The following is a 13870-nucleotide window of genomic DNA, read 5'->3' as shown; positions in this document are numbered from 1 at the left end:
AAGCGTGAAGCCATGCGCAGTCAGTTGCTGGCAACCGATTCAAGTTGTTGCAGCAGCAATGCAGCCTGGGTCCGGGTACGCACGCCCAGCTTGCGGAAGATCGCGGTCACGTGGGCCTTGATGGTCGCTTCCGACACGCTCAGCTCATAGGCGATCTGCTTGTTCAGCAAGCCTTCGCAGACCATGGTCAGTACGCGGAACTGCTGTGGCGTGAGGCTGGCCAAGCCTTCGCTGGCGGCCTTGGCCTCGGCCGAAACATCGACCTTTTCGAACGCCTGCGGCGGCCACCAGACCTCGCCATCAAGCACCTTGCGTACCGCATCCTGGATCACTTCCAGGGTGCTGGACTTGGGAATGAAACCACTGGCGCCAAACTCGCGGGACTTGACCACCACGGCGGCCTCTTCCTGTGCCGAAACCATCACCACGGGGATCTGCGGGTACTGCCCGCGGAGCAGCACCAGACCGGAAAAACCGTAGGCACCCGGCATGTTCAAGTCCAGCAGCACCAGGTCCCAGTCGGCTTTTTCGCTCAGGCGGGTTTCCAGTTCGGCAATGCTCGCGACTTCGACCAGACGCACATCGGGGCCAAGCCCGAGGGTAACGGCCTGGCGCAGGGCGCCACGGAACAGTGGGTGGTCATCGGCAATCAGGATTTCGTATGTGGCCATCGATCTAAGGATCCTGTTCTGTGCCAGGCACTCGAGTGGAAGGGAAGCGCCCGGCGGGGAATCGGCGCCAAGGAGGCCGAGCACGGTCAAGGGAGATCAAGCCAATCGCCCTGCCGTCTCGCCCACCCTGGCTGCCAGCTCCGTCATTATGAACCAAAGCAGGGGTTGTGCCCCTTGGACTATAGGAAGGTATGCAAACGCTGGTGGGTGTCGTCCTGCTCGTCAAGCGGCAGCCGCCGTTTGCCACTCAGGTAATGCAGGCTGAACACATCCAGATAAGCATCCAGCGCCTGCGAAGCCTGGCTATCGCCAGCAAGGTCCAGGCACATGGCCGCAACTTCTGCCGTACAGAAATGATCATCGCGCTTGGAGCGCCGCAGGCGGTAGCGCGACATCTGCTCGGCTTGCAGGCTCAACACCGGGAAGCGGTCCAGGTACGGGCTTTTGCGGAACATCTTGCGCGCTTCGGTCCAGGTGGCATCCAGCAGGATGAACAGTGGACGCTTGCCCGGCTCGCGCACCACCTCGCTGACCACCCGCTCCTGGGCAACGAATTCGCCCGGAAAAACGATATAGGGCTGCCAGCGCGGGTCATCGAGCAAAGCCAGCAGGCGCTCGTCAACCGCGGTGCGCAACCAGCCGAAGGCCCAGGTGTCTTCAATCAGGTCGGCAATCAACCAGCCGGTGTTGGTGGGTTTCAGCGGCTCGGTGTCGTGCATCAGCAGGCACACACCCGCGTCAGCCTGTACCCTAGGCTTCCAGGCACACAGGCAATGGGTGGCGATGACCCGGCAATCCGGGCAACGCTCGGCACGCGAGCCACGGGCGATGAAAGGCTTGTTGCTGCGGGCCAGGCGTTCGGCGCGCAGACGCGCTACCGCATGGCTCATGCCGGCAGGTCTCTGGACAGATTGAAAATGGGCACAAGGATGACTCGGAAAAAACAAGGCGGTCAGTCTACCAGAACAGGTGGCAATTGCTGTGCAGCCGGCAAAGCGCTCCTTATAATCGGACTTCTACCGTGCCGGTCCTCGCCACGCGCAATTTTACGGAACGCCGTTGACCCGCGCATGTCAAAGCGCCAGTCATCGAACCAGGAGAGATTCATGCTGCGCCTTATCGCCCCCGCCCTGAGCCTGCTGCTCGCCCTGCCTCTGGCAGCCCAGGCGGCATCCAAGCAGGATTACGACCTGAACACCCTGCTGCAGAAGGTCGCCAAAGAGAGCAGCGTCGGCACCCCACGCGCAATCAACGAGGACATCCTCGATCAGGGTTACACCGTTGAAGGCAAGGCGCTGGTCAACCACCTGAGCGTACGCCAGAGCCACGCAGCGCGCATGCAGGCCAACCCTGAGCAGGTGCGTAGCCAGCTCGGCGACAGCGTGTGCCGCAACAACGGCTTCCGCAACCTGATGTCCAAGGGCGCCGTCATGGTCTACCGCTTCACGGTCTACAAGACCAACCAGCCAGTCATGGACCAGGCCTTCGACAACGCCAGCTGCGTGGCCGGCAACAAGAAGAAGTAAGCACAGCGTCAACGCTACGCTTTCTCGTCCTCATGAGCGCGCCAGCGCCCTTCAACGGCATCGGCGCGCATCTCCGCTAACAGCGCCTGCAAGTATCGCGACCGACACTCCAGCCCCGACAGCCTGCGGCGGCACTCGGCTTCAAGGCTCAGGTGATGCACCTGGGCCGCGTTCTCCAGCTGCTGGTAGAGCTGCCAGTCCACTTCGATGACCAAGCGATGCATACCGCCACCTCCTGCATCGACACATTTCACTCCACCAGTTAACCAAACCCGTGCTGCCGATGGCCGCAGGCCGACAGGCGGCTGCGCCGAACACCTCGGCACGATCGGGCGCAAGGGTCTAGATTGAGGTCAGAGGTATTGGTGCAGAAGGAGACGTCGCATGCCTTACCATTCGAATGAACTGCTGTTCAGCCATTTCCGCGACAACAATATCGACCTGAGCAATATCGAAGCACAACTGCAACTGGTTGCCCCCAACAGCCCTAACCTGCCGCTTTACCGCGACATGATGCTGACCATCCTGCGCATGGCCCATGACGACAGCGACCGCTGGAGCGCCAAGATCACCCTGCAGGCCCTGCGCGAACTGGACCAGTCGTTCCGCACCCTGCAGCGTTACAAGGGCCGACGCAAAGTGACCGTGTTCGGCTCGGCACGCACCCCGCTCGAGCATCCGATGTACGCGCTGGCCCGCGAGCTAGGTGCCACTCTGGCGCGCTCCGACCTGATGGTTATCACCGGCGCCGGCGGCGGTATCATGGCGGCCGCGCACGAAGGCGCCGGCAGCGAGCACAGCCTGGGTTTCAACATCACCTTACCCTTCGAACAACATGCCAACCCGACGGTGAACGGTACCGACAAACTACTGCCGTTCCACTTTTTCTTCATCCGCAAGCTGTTCTTCGTCAAGGAGGCCGATGGCCTGGTCCTGTGCCCTGGCGGCTTCGGCACCTTGGATGAAGCGCTGGAAGTGCTGACCCTGATCCAGACCGGCAAGAGCCCACTGGTACCGGTGGTGCTGCTGGACTCACCGGGCGGCAGCTTCTGGCGTGACTGCCTGGACTTCATCAGCCGCCAGTTGGAAGAAAACCGCTACATCCTGCCCAGCGACCTGAAGCTGGTGCGCCTGGTACACAGCGCTGACGAAGCGGTTGAAGAAATCAACCAGTTCTACAGCAACTACCACTCCAGCCGCTGGCTGAAGAGCCAGTTCGTGATCCGCATGCACCATGCGCTCAGCGAGGCGGCGTTGTATGACATTCAGGAAGGGTTTGCCGATTTGCGCCTGAGTGGCAAATATCACCAGCAAGCGGATAGCAGCGCCGAGCACGAAGTTGGCAATTACAGCCACCTGACCCGCCTGTCATTCGCCTTCAACGGCCGGGATCAGGGCCGCTTGCGTGAGCTGGTGGATTTCATCAACCTGCCGGAGAACTGGGCCAAGCCACAACCCATGCATACCACGCAGAGGGCCAGACAGGCGCTGAAAGTGAGTTGATGCTTTTCTGTAACAGCTCGCGTGATACCTGCAGGAGCAACCTTAGGCTGTTTGCTCCTGCACCTGATCGGGTTGTTGTACGCAGACCGTCGTAGGAGCGGGTTTACCCGCGAAAGGGCCTGACCTGCTGGCCAATTTCCCTGGTCATTCGCCGTCGCAGCCGCTACCGCATTCGCGGGTGAACCCGCTCCTATGTATGGAATGGAGACAGCCGGGGGCATTTGGCAAAACAGATTATCCGCTACGGGCACGTGCCACCCACTGTGGTTTCGAGCTTCAATAATCGTCGAGATCACGCCCGCTGAGCAGACGACCGATCATGTCCATAGGGAACCCACGGTAAGCCAGGAACCGGGTCTGCTGGGCGCGGCTGCGCGGATCTTGCGGGCGCTGCCCGGCAAACTTGCGCTGCCACACGTCGCGCATACGCTCGCTCCAATTCACCTCGCTTTCACGCAGGGCCTGGTCGATATCTGCACGCGCCAAACCACGCTGACACAGCTCTTCGCGAATACGCGCAGGGCCATAGCCAGAGCCGGAACGATAACGAATGAAACTCTCGAGGTAGCGGGCTTCACTAAGCAGCCCTTCTTCGGCGAGCCGATCGAGTTCAGGCTCGATCAGCTCGTCCGAAGCGCCGCGCTGACGCAACTTGCGCGTCAGCTCGACTCGACCGTGCTCACGTCGTGCGAGCAGGTCCATGGCTGTCCGCCGGATGGCGACGGGGGTGTCGAGTACGGCAGACATATTTGGCTATCTACTGCGCAATCAATAACCGGCGTCAGCGTCGGCCATGTCATCGGCATCAGCTTCGGCAGCAGCAGCTTTGCCGGCTTCAGCAGCAGCACCCGCTTTCAGCAACTTCTCACGAATCTGCTTCTCGATCTCGGCACCAATAGCCGGGTTCTCAGCCAGGTACTTGGCAGCGTTGGCTTTGCCTTGACCGATCTTGTTGCCTTGGTAGGCGTACCAGGCGCCGGACTTTTCGACCAGGCCCTGAGATACCCCCAGATCAATGATCTCGCCGTTACGGTAGATACCTTTCCCGTAAAGAATCTGGAACTCAGCCTGACGGAACGGAGGCGAGACCTTGTTCTTGACGATCTTGACGCGGGTTTCGCTGCCGACCACTTCGTCGCCTTCCTTGACCGCGCCGGTACGGCGGATGTCCAGACGGACCGAAGCATAGAACTTCAGGGCGTTACCACCGGTAGTGGTTTCCGGGCTGCCGAACATCACACCGATCTTCATACGGATCTGGTTGATGAAGATGACCAGGCAGTTCGCGTTCTTGATGTTACCGGTGATCTTACGCAGTGCCTGGGACATCAGGCGGGCCTGCAGGCCCACATGCATGTCACCCATCTCGCCTTCGATCTCGGCCTTCGGTACCAGCGCGGCAACGGAGTCGACAATGATCACGTCGACCGCGTTGGAACGCACCAGCATGTCGGTGATTTCAAGGGCCTGCTCACCGGTGTCCGGCTGCGAAACCAGCAGGTCATCGACGTTGACGCCCAGCTTGCCGGCGTACTCAGGGTCAAGGGCATGTTCGGCGTCGACGAAGGCGCAGGTAGCACCGTTCTTTTGCGCTTCAGCGATGACAGACAGGGTCAGCGTGGTCTTACCCGACGATTCCGGGCCGTAGATCTCGACGATACGGCCTTTTGGCAGACCGCCGATGCCCAGTGCGATATCCAGCCCCAACGAGCCGGTGGAGATGGCCGGAATGCCTTGACGCTCATGGTCACCCATGCGCATGACCGCGCCTTTACCGAATTGGCGTTCGATCTGACCCAGGGCCGCAGCCAAGGCGCGCTTCTTGTTGTCGTCCATTGAAATCCTCACGTGTTCGACTTGGCCCTGACGGCCGGAATACCTGTATAAGTAGCCAGTATTATTCCACAGGCAGACGCCCGCGCAAACCCCTGTCGTCGATTTACTCGGCACCAAGCTGTAACAAGCCGTCTAACGCGGCGATCACCGTCTGTCGGCGCACCGCCTCGCGGTCACCATCGAACTGCCGACGTTCGCTGAACACCCGATCGCCATCACCCCAGGCCAGCCACACAGTGCCCACCGGTTTGGCTGGCGAGCCGCCGTCCGGCCCGGCCACACCACTCACCGCCACGGCGAAGCGTGCGCCACTGGCAGCCTGAGCTCCGCGGACCATGGCTTCGACCACTTCCTGGCTGACCGCCCCCACCTGACCGAACAACGCTTCAGGCACCCCCAGCTGGCGGGTTTTCTGGGCATTGGAATAGGTGACGTAACCGGCCTCGAACCAGGCCGAGCTGCCAGGTATGCGGGTGATGGCTTCGGCAATGCCACCACCGGTGCAGGATTCGGCGGTAGTCACCTGCGCATTGAATCGGCGCAGGTGTTCACCCAGGCGGGTGGCGAGCGTAGTGATCGGGTCCATGTGGGTGCTCCTTGAGGGCGGCTCTCTACCCTATCACCCTGCTTCGGGCTCTGGCTCAGGAAACTTTCAGGCTGGCCCGGGCGATTTCGCTGAACGCCAGTTCGTCACGCTGCCCCAGCCGCGGCAGCCCCTCAGGCCACTCCCGGCTCCAGTCGAAGCCGCCCAGCGTGCGCATGTCCTCGATTGCCGAACGCCACCAGACCACCTTGCACGCGCGCTGGTAATCATCACCACTCATCACACTGCCGTAGAGCAACTTGCGGCCGATGCCACGCAACTCCCGGGGTACATGCTTGAGGCTCCATTTCACCGAGAGCCGAGCCAACCACGAGGGCACCGGGCGATGCGCCGGCACCTTCAGGGCCAGACCTGGCATCTTCGAATGAAAATGCTCGCCATGCCTGGCAAAGAAGATTTCTAGAATGGCATGCACGTACTGCTTCATCGCAAAGTAATGGCTGATCACGCCGCGCGCCTCGTTGATCGGCGCGCCATGCAATTCGAAGGAAAAAGCGATCTGCTCGATCGTATGCAAGTCACGGGCATACGGCGTCCAGTCGTCAATCCGGACGATGGCGCGCTCGGCGATGCCAACGTTGTCGCGGGTAAAGCCCATCACACCGCTGTTACACAGCCGCAGGTCATCGGCCGTTGCTTCGCCCGACTCCGCAAGCCCCTCGACGAAGCTGCGGTAATAGCTGCTGCGCGAGGCCTCGGCCCAGCTCATTTCCACCTCGTCGACCAAGAATTGCCCGACATCGACCTGGCTGAACAGCTTTTGCGGCGACTGCAGAAATACCGTATCGGTATCGATGAACACGGTCTTGTCCGCCCACTGCCCGGCCTGGGCAATGGCGCAGGCCTTGCGCCGATGGGTGTAGCCGCCGTCGCCGGCCCAGGCCTGCAAGGTCTGCTCGTCCAGTGCGATCACTTCCACCGGCCAGCCGGCAAAAGCCTGTGGCTGGTCGGTAAGCACGCGGATCACCGGCAGCTCAGCCGCCTTGCAACGGGCCAGGGCGGTGAGGATGCTGAGTTTTGCCTCCAGCTGATAGATCCGGCGCTCGCCATAAAGGAGGTAGATCAGCTGTTGCGTTACATAAGGGACAGGGCTGGACACATTCATCGTGCAGGTCACGGCTAGGGGCATTCATCGAGGGGCGCGCATTCTAGAGGGTTACGCGGCGCAGCTCCACCATTGCCCGCCAGACTGCGCGCATGCCCCATAGCACGCGCCTGCATCGCAACGAAAAAGCCTGTACCATTACGGGTTTACCATCGCCAACCAGATCCCCCCTGTAAGGCCCTGAATGTCAGATCTTTCCGCACACACCCCGATGATGCAGCAGTACTGGAAGCTGAAAAACCAGCACCCGGACCAGCTGATGTTCTACCGCATGGGCGACTTCTACGAGATCTTCTACGAAGATGCGAAAAAGGCCGCGAAACTGCTGGATATCACCCTGACCGCCCGCGGTCAGTCGGCCGGCCAGTCCATCCCCATGTGCGGGATTCCGTTCCATTCGCTGGAAGGCTACCTGGCCAAGCTGGTCAAGCTCGGCGAGTCGGTGGTGATCTGTGAGCAGATCGGCGACCCCGCCACCAGCAAGGGCCCGGTGGAGCGCCAGGTGGTGCGCATCATCACCCCGGGTACGGTCAGTGACGAGGCACTGCTCGACGAGCGCCGCGACAACCTGATTGCCGCCCTGCTCGGTGACGAGCGCCTGTTCGGCCTGGCGGTACTGGACATCACCAGCGGCAATTTCAGCGTGCAGGAGATCAAGGGCTGGGAAAACCTGCTAGCCGAACTCGAGCGCCTGAACCCGGTCGAGCTGTTGATCCCCGACGACTGGCCACGGGACCTGCCTGCGGAGAAACGCCCAGGCGCCCGCCGCCGCGCCCCCTGGGACTTCGACCGAGACTCGGCACGCAAGGCCCTGTGCCAGCAGTTCGCGACCAAGGACCTCAAGGGCTTCGGCTGCGACAAGCTGACCCTGGCCATCGGCGCCGCCGGCTGCCTGCTGACCTATGCCAAGGAAACCCAGCGCACCGCCCTGCCGCACCTGCGCAGCCTGCGCCACGAGCGTCTGGACGATACAGTCATCCTCGATGGGGCCAGCCGCCGCAACCTGGAGCTGGACATCAACCTGGCCGGCGGGCGCGACAACACCCTGCAATCGGTGATCGACCGCTGCCAGACCGCCATGGCCAGCCGCCTGCTGAGCCGCTGGCTGAACCGCCCGCTGCGCGACCTCAAGGTGCTGCAAGCACGCCAGGACTCGATCCGCTGCCTGCTCGACAGCTACCGCTTCGAGAAGCTGCAGCCGCAGTTGAAGGAAATTGGCGATATCGAGCGGATCCTCGCCCGGATTGGCCTGCGCAATGCCCGCCCGCGCGACCTGGCACGCCTGCGCGATGCGCTGGGCGCGTTGCCAGAGCTGCAGAACGCCATGACCGAGCTCGAAGCGCCGCACCTGGCGCGCCTGGCGGCAATTACCGGTACCTATCCGGAGCTGGCCAGCCTGTTGGAGCGGGCGATCATCGACAACCCGCCGGCGGTGATCCGCGACGGCGGCGTACTGAAAGCCGGCTATGACAACGAACTGGACGAGCTGCTGGCAATCAGCGAGAACGCCGGCCAGTTCCTGATCGACCTGGAAGCCCGTGAAAAGGCTCGCACCGGCCTGGCCAACCTCAAGGTCGGCTACAACCGCGTGCACGGCTACTTCATCGAACTGCCGACCAAGCAGGCCGAGCAGGCCCCGGGCGACTACATCCGGCGCCAGACCCTCAAAGGCGCCGAGCGCTTCATCACCCCGGAGCTGAAGGCGTTCGAGGACAAGGCATTGTCGGCCAAGAGCCGCGCCCTGGCCCGCGAGAAGATGCTCTACGACGCGCTGCTGGAAACCCTGATCAGCCACCTGGCGCCACTGCAGGACAGCGCAGCCGCCCTGGCCGAACTGGACGTGCTCAGCAACTTGGCCGAGCGCGCACTGAACCTCGACCTGAACTGCCCACGCTTCGTCGACGAGCCTTGCCTGCGCATCGAGCAGGGCCGCCACCCGGTGGTGGAGCAGGTGCTGACCACGCCGTTCGTGGCCAACGACCTGGGCCTGGACAACAGTACGCGCATGCTGATCATCACCGGCCCGAACATGGGCGGTAAGTCGACCTACATGCGCCAGACAGCCCTGATCGTGCTGCTGGCGCACATCGGCAGCTTCGTCCCTGCGGCGAGTTGCGAGTTGTCGCTGGTCGACCGCATCTTCACCCGCATCGGCTCCAGTGACGACCTGGCCGGCGGGCGCTCGACCTTCATGGTGGAGATGAGCGAAACCGCCAACATCCTGCACAATGCCACCGACCGCAGCCTGGTGCTGATGGACGAAGTGGGCCGCGGTACCAGCACCTTCGACGGCCTGTCGCTGGCCTGGGCTGCCGCTGAGCGCCTGGCCCAGCTGCGTGCCTACACCTTGTTCGCCACCCACTACTTCGAACTGACCGTGCTGCCGGAGAGCGAGCCGCTGGTGGCCAACGTGCACCTGAACGCCACCGAGCACAATGAACGCATCGTGTTCCTGCACCACGTGCTACCCGGCCCTGCCAGCCAAAGCTACGGCCTGGCCGTTGCGCAGTTGGCCGGCGTACCGACGGCAGTGATCCAGCGTGCCCGCGAGCACCTTGGCCGGCTGGAAACCACCAGCCTGCCCCATGAGCAGCCAGCGGCCCACAAGGCCAAGGACGCGCCGCAAGTGCCGCACCAGAGCGACTTGTTTGCCAGCCTGCCGCATCCAGCCATCGAGAAGCTGGGCAAGCTGCAACTGGACGACATGACCCCGCGTCAAGCTATCGAAATGCTATATCAACTAAAGAACCTGTTATAACGGCGCCCATTACAAGCTGGTAGAATCCGCCGCGGTTTGCTGGTGCTGCAGGTTATTAGCCTGGCCTGCAGCCACATGCCCGTAAACCGCGCGGCCCTGAGAGGAAGGGCCGCCGCCGTCGCCTGAGGAGAGAATTAGAAATGACCTTCGTCGTCACCGACAACTGCATCAAATGCAAATACACCGACTGCGTGGAAGTCTGTCCGGTGGACTGCTTCTACGAAGGCCCGAACTTCCTGGTCATCCACCCGGACGAGTGCATCGACTGCGCCTTGTGCGAGCCGGAGTGCCCAGCGCAAGCCATCTTCTCGGAAGACGAAGTGCCTTCGGGCATGGAAAACTTCATCGAGCTGAACGCCGAGCTGGCGGAAATCTGGCCTAATATCACCGAGCGTAAGGACGCCCTGCCGGACGCTGAAGAATGGGATGGCAAGCCTGGCAAGATTGCCGACCTGGAGCGCTGATAGCGCCCAGACGCGAAAAAGGCCCTTCGGGCCTTTTTTGTTTTCCTACGGGCAAAAAAAGGGGCGGTTTGACCCGCCCACATTTTTTTCCGTAGTCCCTGCTTGTCCCAAACATCATCCTGATGAAATCGCTTCTTGCGATGTCCCTGGCCTTCATCCTGAAAGCCTGTGCATGTCCCTGTGCACAGTTCGAATACTAGCGGGTTCAGCCGGGCGAGCAAGCGATGGACCTTGCAAGGTATTTCCGCGGACACATTTATTCACCGGTGAATAAACCATGCTTTTCAATGGGTTGTAAAAATGCAGCCTTTGGAAACGACTTTGATTTACTGAAGGTTGCATGGAAAGCTTACACAACGAGTAAGCAAAGGCTTACACGCGATGTTACTGGGGTAGCGCGGTACACATTTGATTGTGCCTTGCCTGGCAGAGTCTGGGCGCCATGCGCCCCGGCAACCGGAGGGGAAACTGGTTTTTCTTCACAAACAAAAACGCCCCGAGATCACCGGGGCGTTTTTTGTTACAGCGCTAGCTACTGGAACAATGACTCGCTGGACAGACCATTCTTTTCAAGGATCTCGCGCAAGCGCTTGAGCCCTTCCACCTGGATTTGCCGCACGCGTTCACGGGTAAGGCCGATCTCCAGCCCAACATCCTCCAGGGTACTGCTTTCATGGCCGCGAAGGCCAAAGCGGCGTACAACCACTTCACGCTGCTTGTCGGTCAACTCGCCCAGCCACTGATCGATGCTCTGCGACAGGTCATCATCCTGCAGCAGTTCGCACGGGTCGGTCGGGCGGTCGTCGGTCAGGGTATCGAGCAGGGTCTTGTCCGAATCCGGGCCAAGCGACACGTCTACCGAAGACACCCGCTCGTTCAGGCCGAGCATACGCTTGACCTCGGCGACCGGCTTTTCCAGCAAGGTGGCGATTTCTTCCGGCGAGGGCTCGTGGTCGAGTTTCTGCGTCAGCTCGCGCGCGGCGCGCAGGTAGACGTTCAGTTCCTTGACCACGTGGATCGGCAGGCGAATGGTGCGGGTCTGGTTCATGATCGCCCGTTCGATGGTCTGGCGAATCCACCAAGTCGCATAGGTCGAAAAACGGAAACCACGCTCCGGGTCGAACTTCTCGACCGCCCGGATCAGCCCCAGGTTGCCCTCCTCGATCAGGTCGAGCAACGACAGGCCACGGTTCACGTATCGACGGGCAATTTTGACAACCAGGCGCAGGTTGCTTTCGATCATGCGCTTGCGGCCGGCAGGGTCACCCTTTTGCGACAAGCGCGCAAAATGCACTTCTTCTTCCGGCGAAAGCAGCGGCGAGAAACCAATCTCGTTGAGATACAGCTGGGTGGCATCGAGCGCCCTGCTGTAATCGATGTACTTGTGTTGCTTGAGCGAAGAGCCCGATTTGGCCCTCGTCCGAACCGAAGATACAGCAGGTTCGTCTGACACCACATCCGTTTCCAAAACGATACCCGTCTCCATCAGGAGGACGTCATCGTCGATGTCAAACTCCGGCACTTCTTTACTGAGAGCCATTGTTATAATCCTTTGCTGAGTTCGAACTCAGACTCGAGCGGCACCTTTCTCCCTGGCAGCGCTTGAGCCTGTCCCCTCTACATCACAGGAACAGGCTGGGTACAACGGTCAACGACGTGGCAGGAACTGGAGTGGATCGACGGGTTTGCCCTGGCGGCGAATCTCGAAATGCAGCTTCACCCGATCTGTGCCCGTAGACCCCATTTCAGCAATCGACTGCCCTGCCTTGACCTGCTGCCCCTCCCGAACCAACAGCCTGCGGTTATGACCGTAGGCACTGACGTAGGTGTCGCTGTGCTTGATGATGATCAGCTCGCCGTAGCCCCTCAAACCACTCCCGGCATAAACCACCGCACCATCAGACGCAGCAAAAACAGGCTGTCCCAAATCACCGGCGATATCAATGCCTTTATTCAAACTACCGTTTGAAGCGAATTTTCCAATCAGTACACCGTTGGCAGGCCAGGTCCACCCACCTACCGCGCGCTCTGCGGCTGGTACGGTAGCAACCACAGGGGCAGGGGCGGAAGGCGCCGACGTGGCCGGTTTGCTGGTGCTGGCAGGCGCCGTGGCTGTGCTGCCCACAGGCCGCCGCGTGACCGTGGTGCGGCTTGACGAGGACGGGCTGGACACCACCGTGGTGCGGCTGCTGGAACCGCTGCTGAAACGAATCGCTTGGCCCGGGCGGATGGTATAAGGCGCCTGAATGCCGTTGCGTGCAGCCAGCTCCTTGTAGTCCCAGCCATAACGGAAGGCGATGGAGAACAGGGTGTCGCCTGGCTTGACGATGTATTGCCCAGAAGTCACCGCCGGGCGCTTGGGCACGGTGTTGTTGCGGTCGACCACCCGCGCGCTGTTGCTGCTGGTGCTTGAGCAACCCACCAGAAGCGAGCCCATGGCCAATGCAATCACCAGAAGCTTGAAACCCGACCCGTCCTTGCGCTGCCGAATGACTGTGTGACCCACCCGCGCTCCCCTCATGGTGCCGAAAATCGATATGAAGACAAGAAATGCAATATTGTTGCAATTATAACCAAGCCAGCCGGTAATGGCAGACGGGTACAAAAGACGGGCATAAAACCCCGGTGCACGCTGTGCGTCAGCGCTTCGCACCGCCTGATAGACAGGGCGAAGCGACAAGAATTCGCCACCGGCACAAAAATACACCGCGCCTCATGCCCGCACAGCTCGGATCAACAGGCCTCAGGCCAGGGGACCATTGAGCAGCGGCACGAAACGCACAGCCCCCAGTACCCGACGGGAGAATCCATGCTCCTCGCGCACGATCAGCATCAGTTGCTGCGCTTCGCCGGCCGGCCCTACCGGGATGACCATGCGCCCACCGGGTGCCAGTTGGTCGAGCAGTGCCTGTGGCACTTCCGGCGCCACGGCGGTGACGATGATGCCGTTGTACGGCGCAAGCGCCGGCCACCCCTCACAACCGTCACCCCAGCGGAAGACCACGTTGCGCAGGTTAAGCTCCACCAGGCGCTCTTTGGCCCGGTCCTGCAGTACCTTGATACGCTCTACCGAAAACACCCGCTCGACCAGCTGAGCCAGGATCGCCGTCTGGTAGCCCGAACCGGTGCCAATCTCCAGCACCTTGTCCAGCGGCCCGGCCTCGAGCAACAACTCGCTCATGTGAGCAACCATGAACGGCTGGGAGATGGTCTGGTTGTGGCCGATCGGCAGCGCGGTGTCTTCGTAAGCCCGATGCGCCAGCGCCTCGTCGACGAACAGGTGGCGCGGCGTACGACGGATCACGTCGAGCACCTTGGTGTTCGAAACCCCCTCTTCGCACAAGCGCTGGATCAGCCGCTCCCGGGTACGCTGAGAGGTCATGCCGATGCCACGCCGCAGCAT

At 61.4% G+C, this 13870-nt stretch carries 14 protein-coding genes; 4 read left to right on the top strand and 10 right to left on the bottom strand.

Annotated features, from left to right (window positions below; all coding sequences use genetic code 11):
- Positions 1–20: 20 nt before the first annotated feature.
- Positions 21–671: a response regulator transcription factor ErdR gene (erdR, locus tag ACF8O8_RS01040; RefSeq protein ID WP_003252375.1), complete on the bottom strand. Its 651-nt coding sequence runs from the start codon at positions 669–671 to the stop codon at positions 21–23.
- Positions 672–850: 179 nt separating this feature from the next.
- The gene (locus ACF8O8_RS01035) at positions 851–1561 is read right to left on the bottom strand and encodes a tRNA-uridine aminocarboxypropyltransferase (RefSeq protein WP_004574842.1); all 711 of its coding nucleotides are present in this window, start codon (positions 1559–1561) and stop codon (positions 851–853) included.
- 216 nt (positions 1562–1777) lie between these two features.
- Between ACF8O8_RS01035 and ACF8O8_RS01030 the strand changes: the two genes are divergently transcribed.
- On the top strand, positions 1778–2197 hold the full coding sequence (locus tag ACF8O8_RS01030; protein ID WP_003252372.1) for a quorum-sensing-regulated virulence factor family protein: 420 nt from the start codon (positions 1778–1780) through the stop codon (positions 2195–2197).
- 14 nt (positions 2198–2211) lie between these two features.
- On the opposite strand, the gene ACF8O8_RS01025 is transcribed toward ACF8O8_RS01030, so the two are convergent.
- Entirely contained in the window at positions 2212–2421 is a 210-nt protein-coding gene (locus ACF8O8_RS01025; RefSeq protein WP_012053470.1) for a hypothetical protein, read from the bottom strand.
- Positions 2422–2581: 160 nt separating this feature from the next.
- Between ACF8O8_RS01025 and ACF8O8_RS01020 the strand changes: the two genes are divergently transcribed.
- Positions 2582–3700, top strand: coding sequence for an LOG family protein (locus ACF8O8_RS01020; RefSeq protein WP_003252368.1), 1119 nt, complete (start codon positions 2582–2584; stop codon positions 3698–3700).
- Between the two features lie 276 nt (positions 3701–3976).
- On the opposite strand, the gene recX is transcribed toward ACF8O8_RS01020, so the two are convergent.
- The 4 genes from recX to ACF8O8_RS01000 form a co-directional block, all read right to left on the bottom strand.
- Positions 3977–4447, bottom strand: coding sequence for a recombination regulator RecX (gene recX, locus ACF8O8_RS01015; RefSeq protein WP_010952696.1), 471 nt, complete (start codon positions 4445–4447; stop codon positions 3977–3979).
- Between the two features lie 21 nt (positions 4448–4468).
- A complete protein-coding gene (gene recA / locus ACF8O8_RS01010) occupies positions 4469–5536 on the bottom strand; it encodes a recombinase RecA (RefSeq protein WP_003252365.1) in 1068 nt (355 codons plus the stop codon).
- A 103-nt stretch (positions 5537–5639) separates the two neighbouring features.
- Positions 5640–6122 (bottom strand): CinA family protein, encoded by a 483-nt coding sequence (locus tag ACF8O8_RS01005; RefSeq protein WP_010952695.1) that lies wholly within the window; start codon positions 6120–6122, stop codon positions 5640–5642.
- Positions 6123–6177: 55 nt separating this feature from the next.
- Positions 6178–7245, bottom strand: coding sequence for a hypothetical protein (locus ACF8O8_RS01000; protein ID WP_392509124.1), 1068 nt, complete (start codon positions 7243–7245; stop codon positions 6178–6180).
- Positions 7246–7429: 184 nt separating this feature from the next.
- Here ACF8O8_RS01000 and mutS point away from each other — a divergent pair, with 184 nt between their 5' ends.
- Positions 7430–10003, top strand: a complete 2574-nt coding sequence (gene mutS, locus ACF8O8_RS00995; protein ID WP_010952693.1) for a DNA mismatch repair protein MutS — start codon at positions 7430–7432, stop codon at positions 10001–10003.
- A 140-nt stretch (positions 10004–10143) separates the two neighbouring features.
- Positions 10144–10467 carry a ferredoxin FdxA gene (fdxA, locus tag ACF8O8_RS00990; RefSeq protein ID WP_003252355.1) on the top strand — a complete coding sequence of 108 codons (324 nt, stop codon included), beginning with the start codon at positions 10144–10146 and terminating at the stop codon, positions 10465–10467.
- Between the two features lie 532 nt (positions 10468–10999).
- Here the strand turns inward: fdxA and rpoS are convergent.
- From rpoS to ACF8O8_RS00975, 3 genes are all read right to left on the bottom strand, one after another.
- Complete coding sequence (gene rpoS / locus ACF8O8_RS00985) at positions 11000–12007, bottom strand: RNA polymerase sigma factor RpoS (protein WP_003252351.1); 1008 nt, start codon at positions 12005–12007, stop codon at positions 11000–11002.
- A gap of 108 nt (positions 12008–12115) precedes the next feature.
- The gene (locus tag ACF8O8_RS00980) at positions 12116–12973 is read right to left on the bottom strand and encodes a peptidoglycan DD-metalloendopeptidase family protein (protein WP_049588177.1); all 858 of its coding nucleotides are present in this window, start codon (positions 12971–12973) and stop codon (positions 12116–12118) included.
- Positions 12974–13210: 237 nt separating this feature from the next.
- Positions 13211–13849: a protein-L-isoaspartate(D-aspartate) O-methyltransferase gene (locus tag ACF8O8_RS00975; RefSeq protein WP_003252348.1), complete on the bottom strand. Its 639-nt coding sequence runs from the start codon at positions 13847–13849 to the stop codon at positions 13211–13213.
- Positions 13850–13870 lie beyond the last annotated feature (21 nt).

Origin of the sequence: Pseudomonas sp. TYF_14 (genome assembly GCF_043105275.1) — a bacterium.
Classification (GTDB): domain Bacteria; phylum Pseudomonadota; class Gammaproteobacteria; order Pseudomonadales; family Pseudomonadaceae; genus Aquipseudomonas; species Aquipseudomonas alloputida.
Note: the sequence above shows the minus strand (reverse complement) of the source record. Positions and strands in the feature narration are given on the sequence as shown.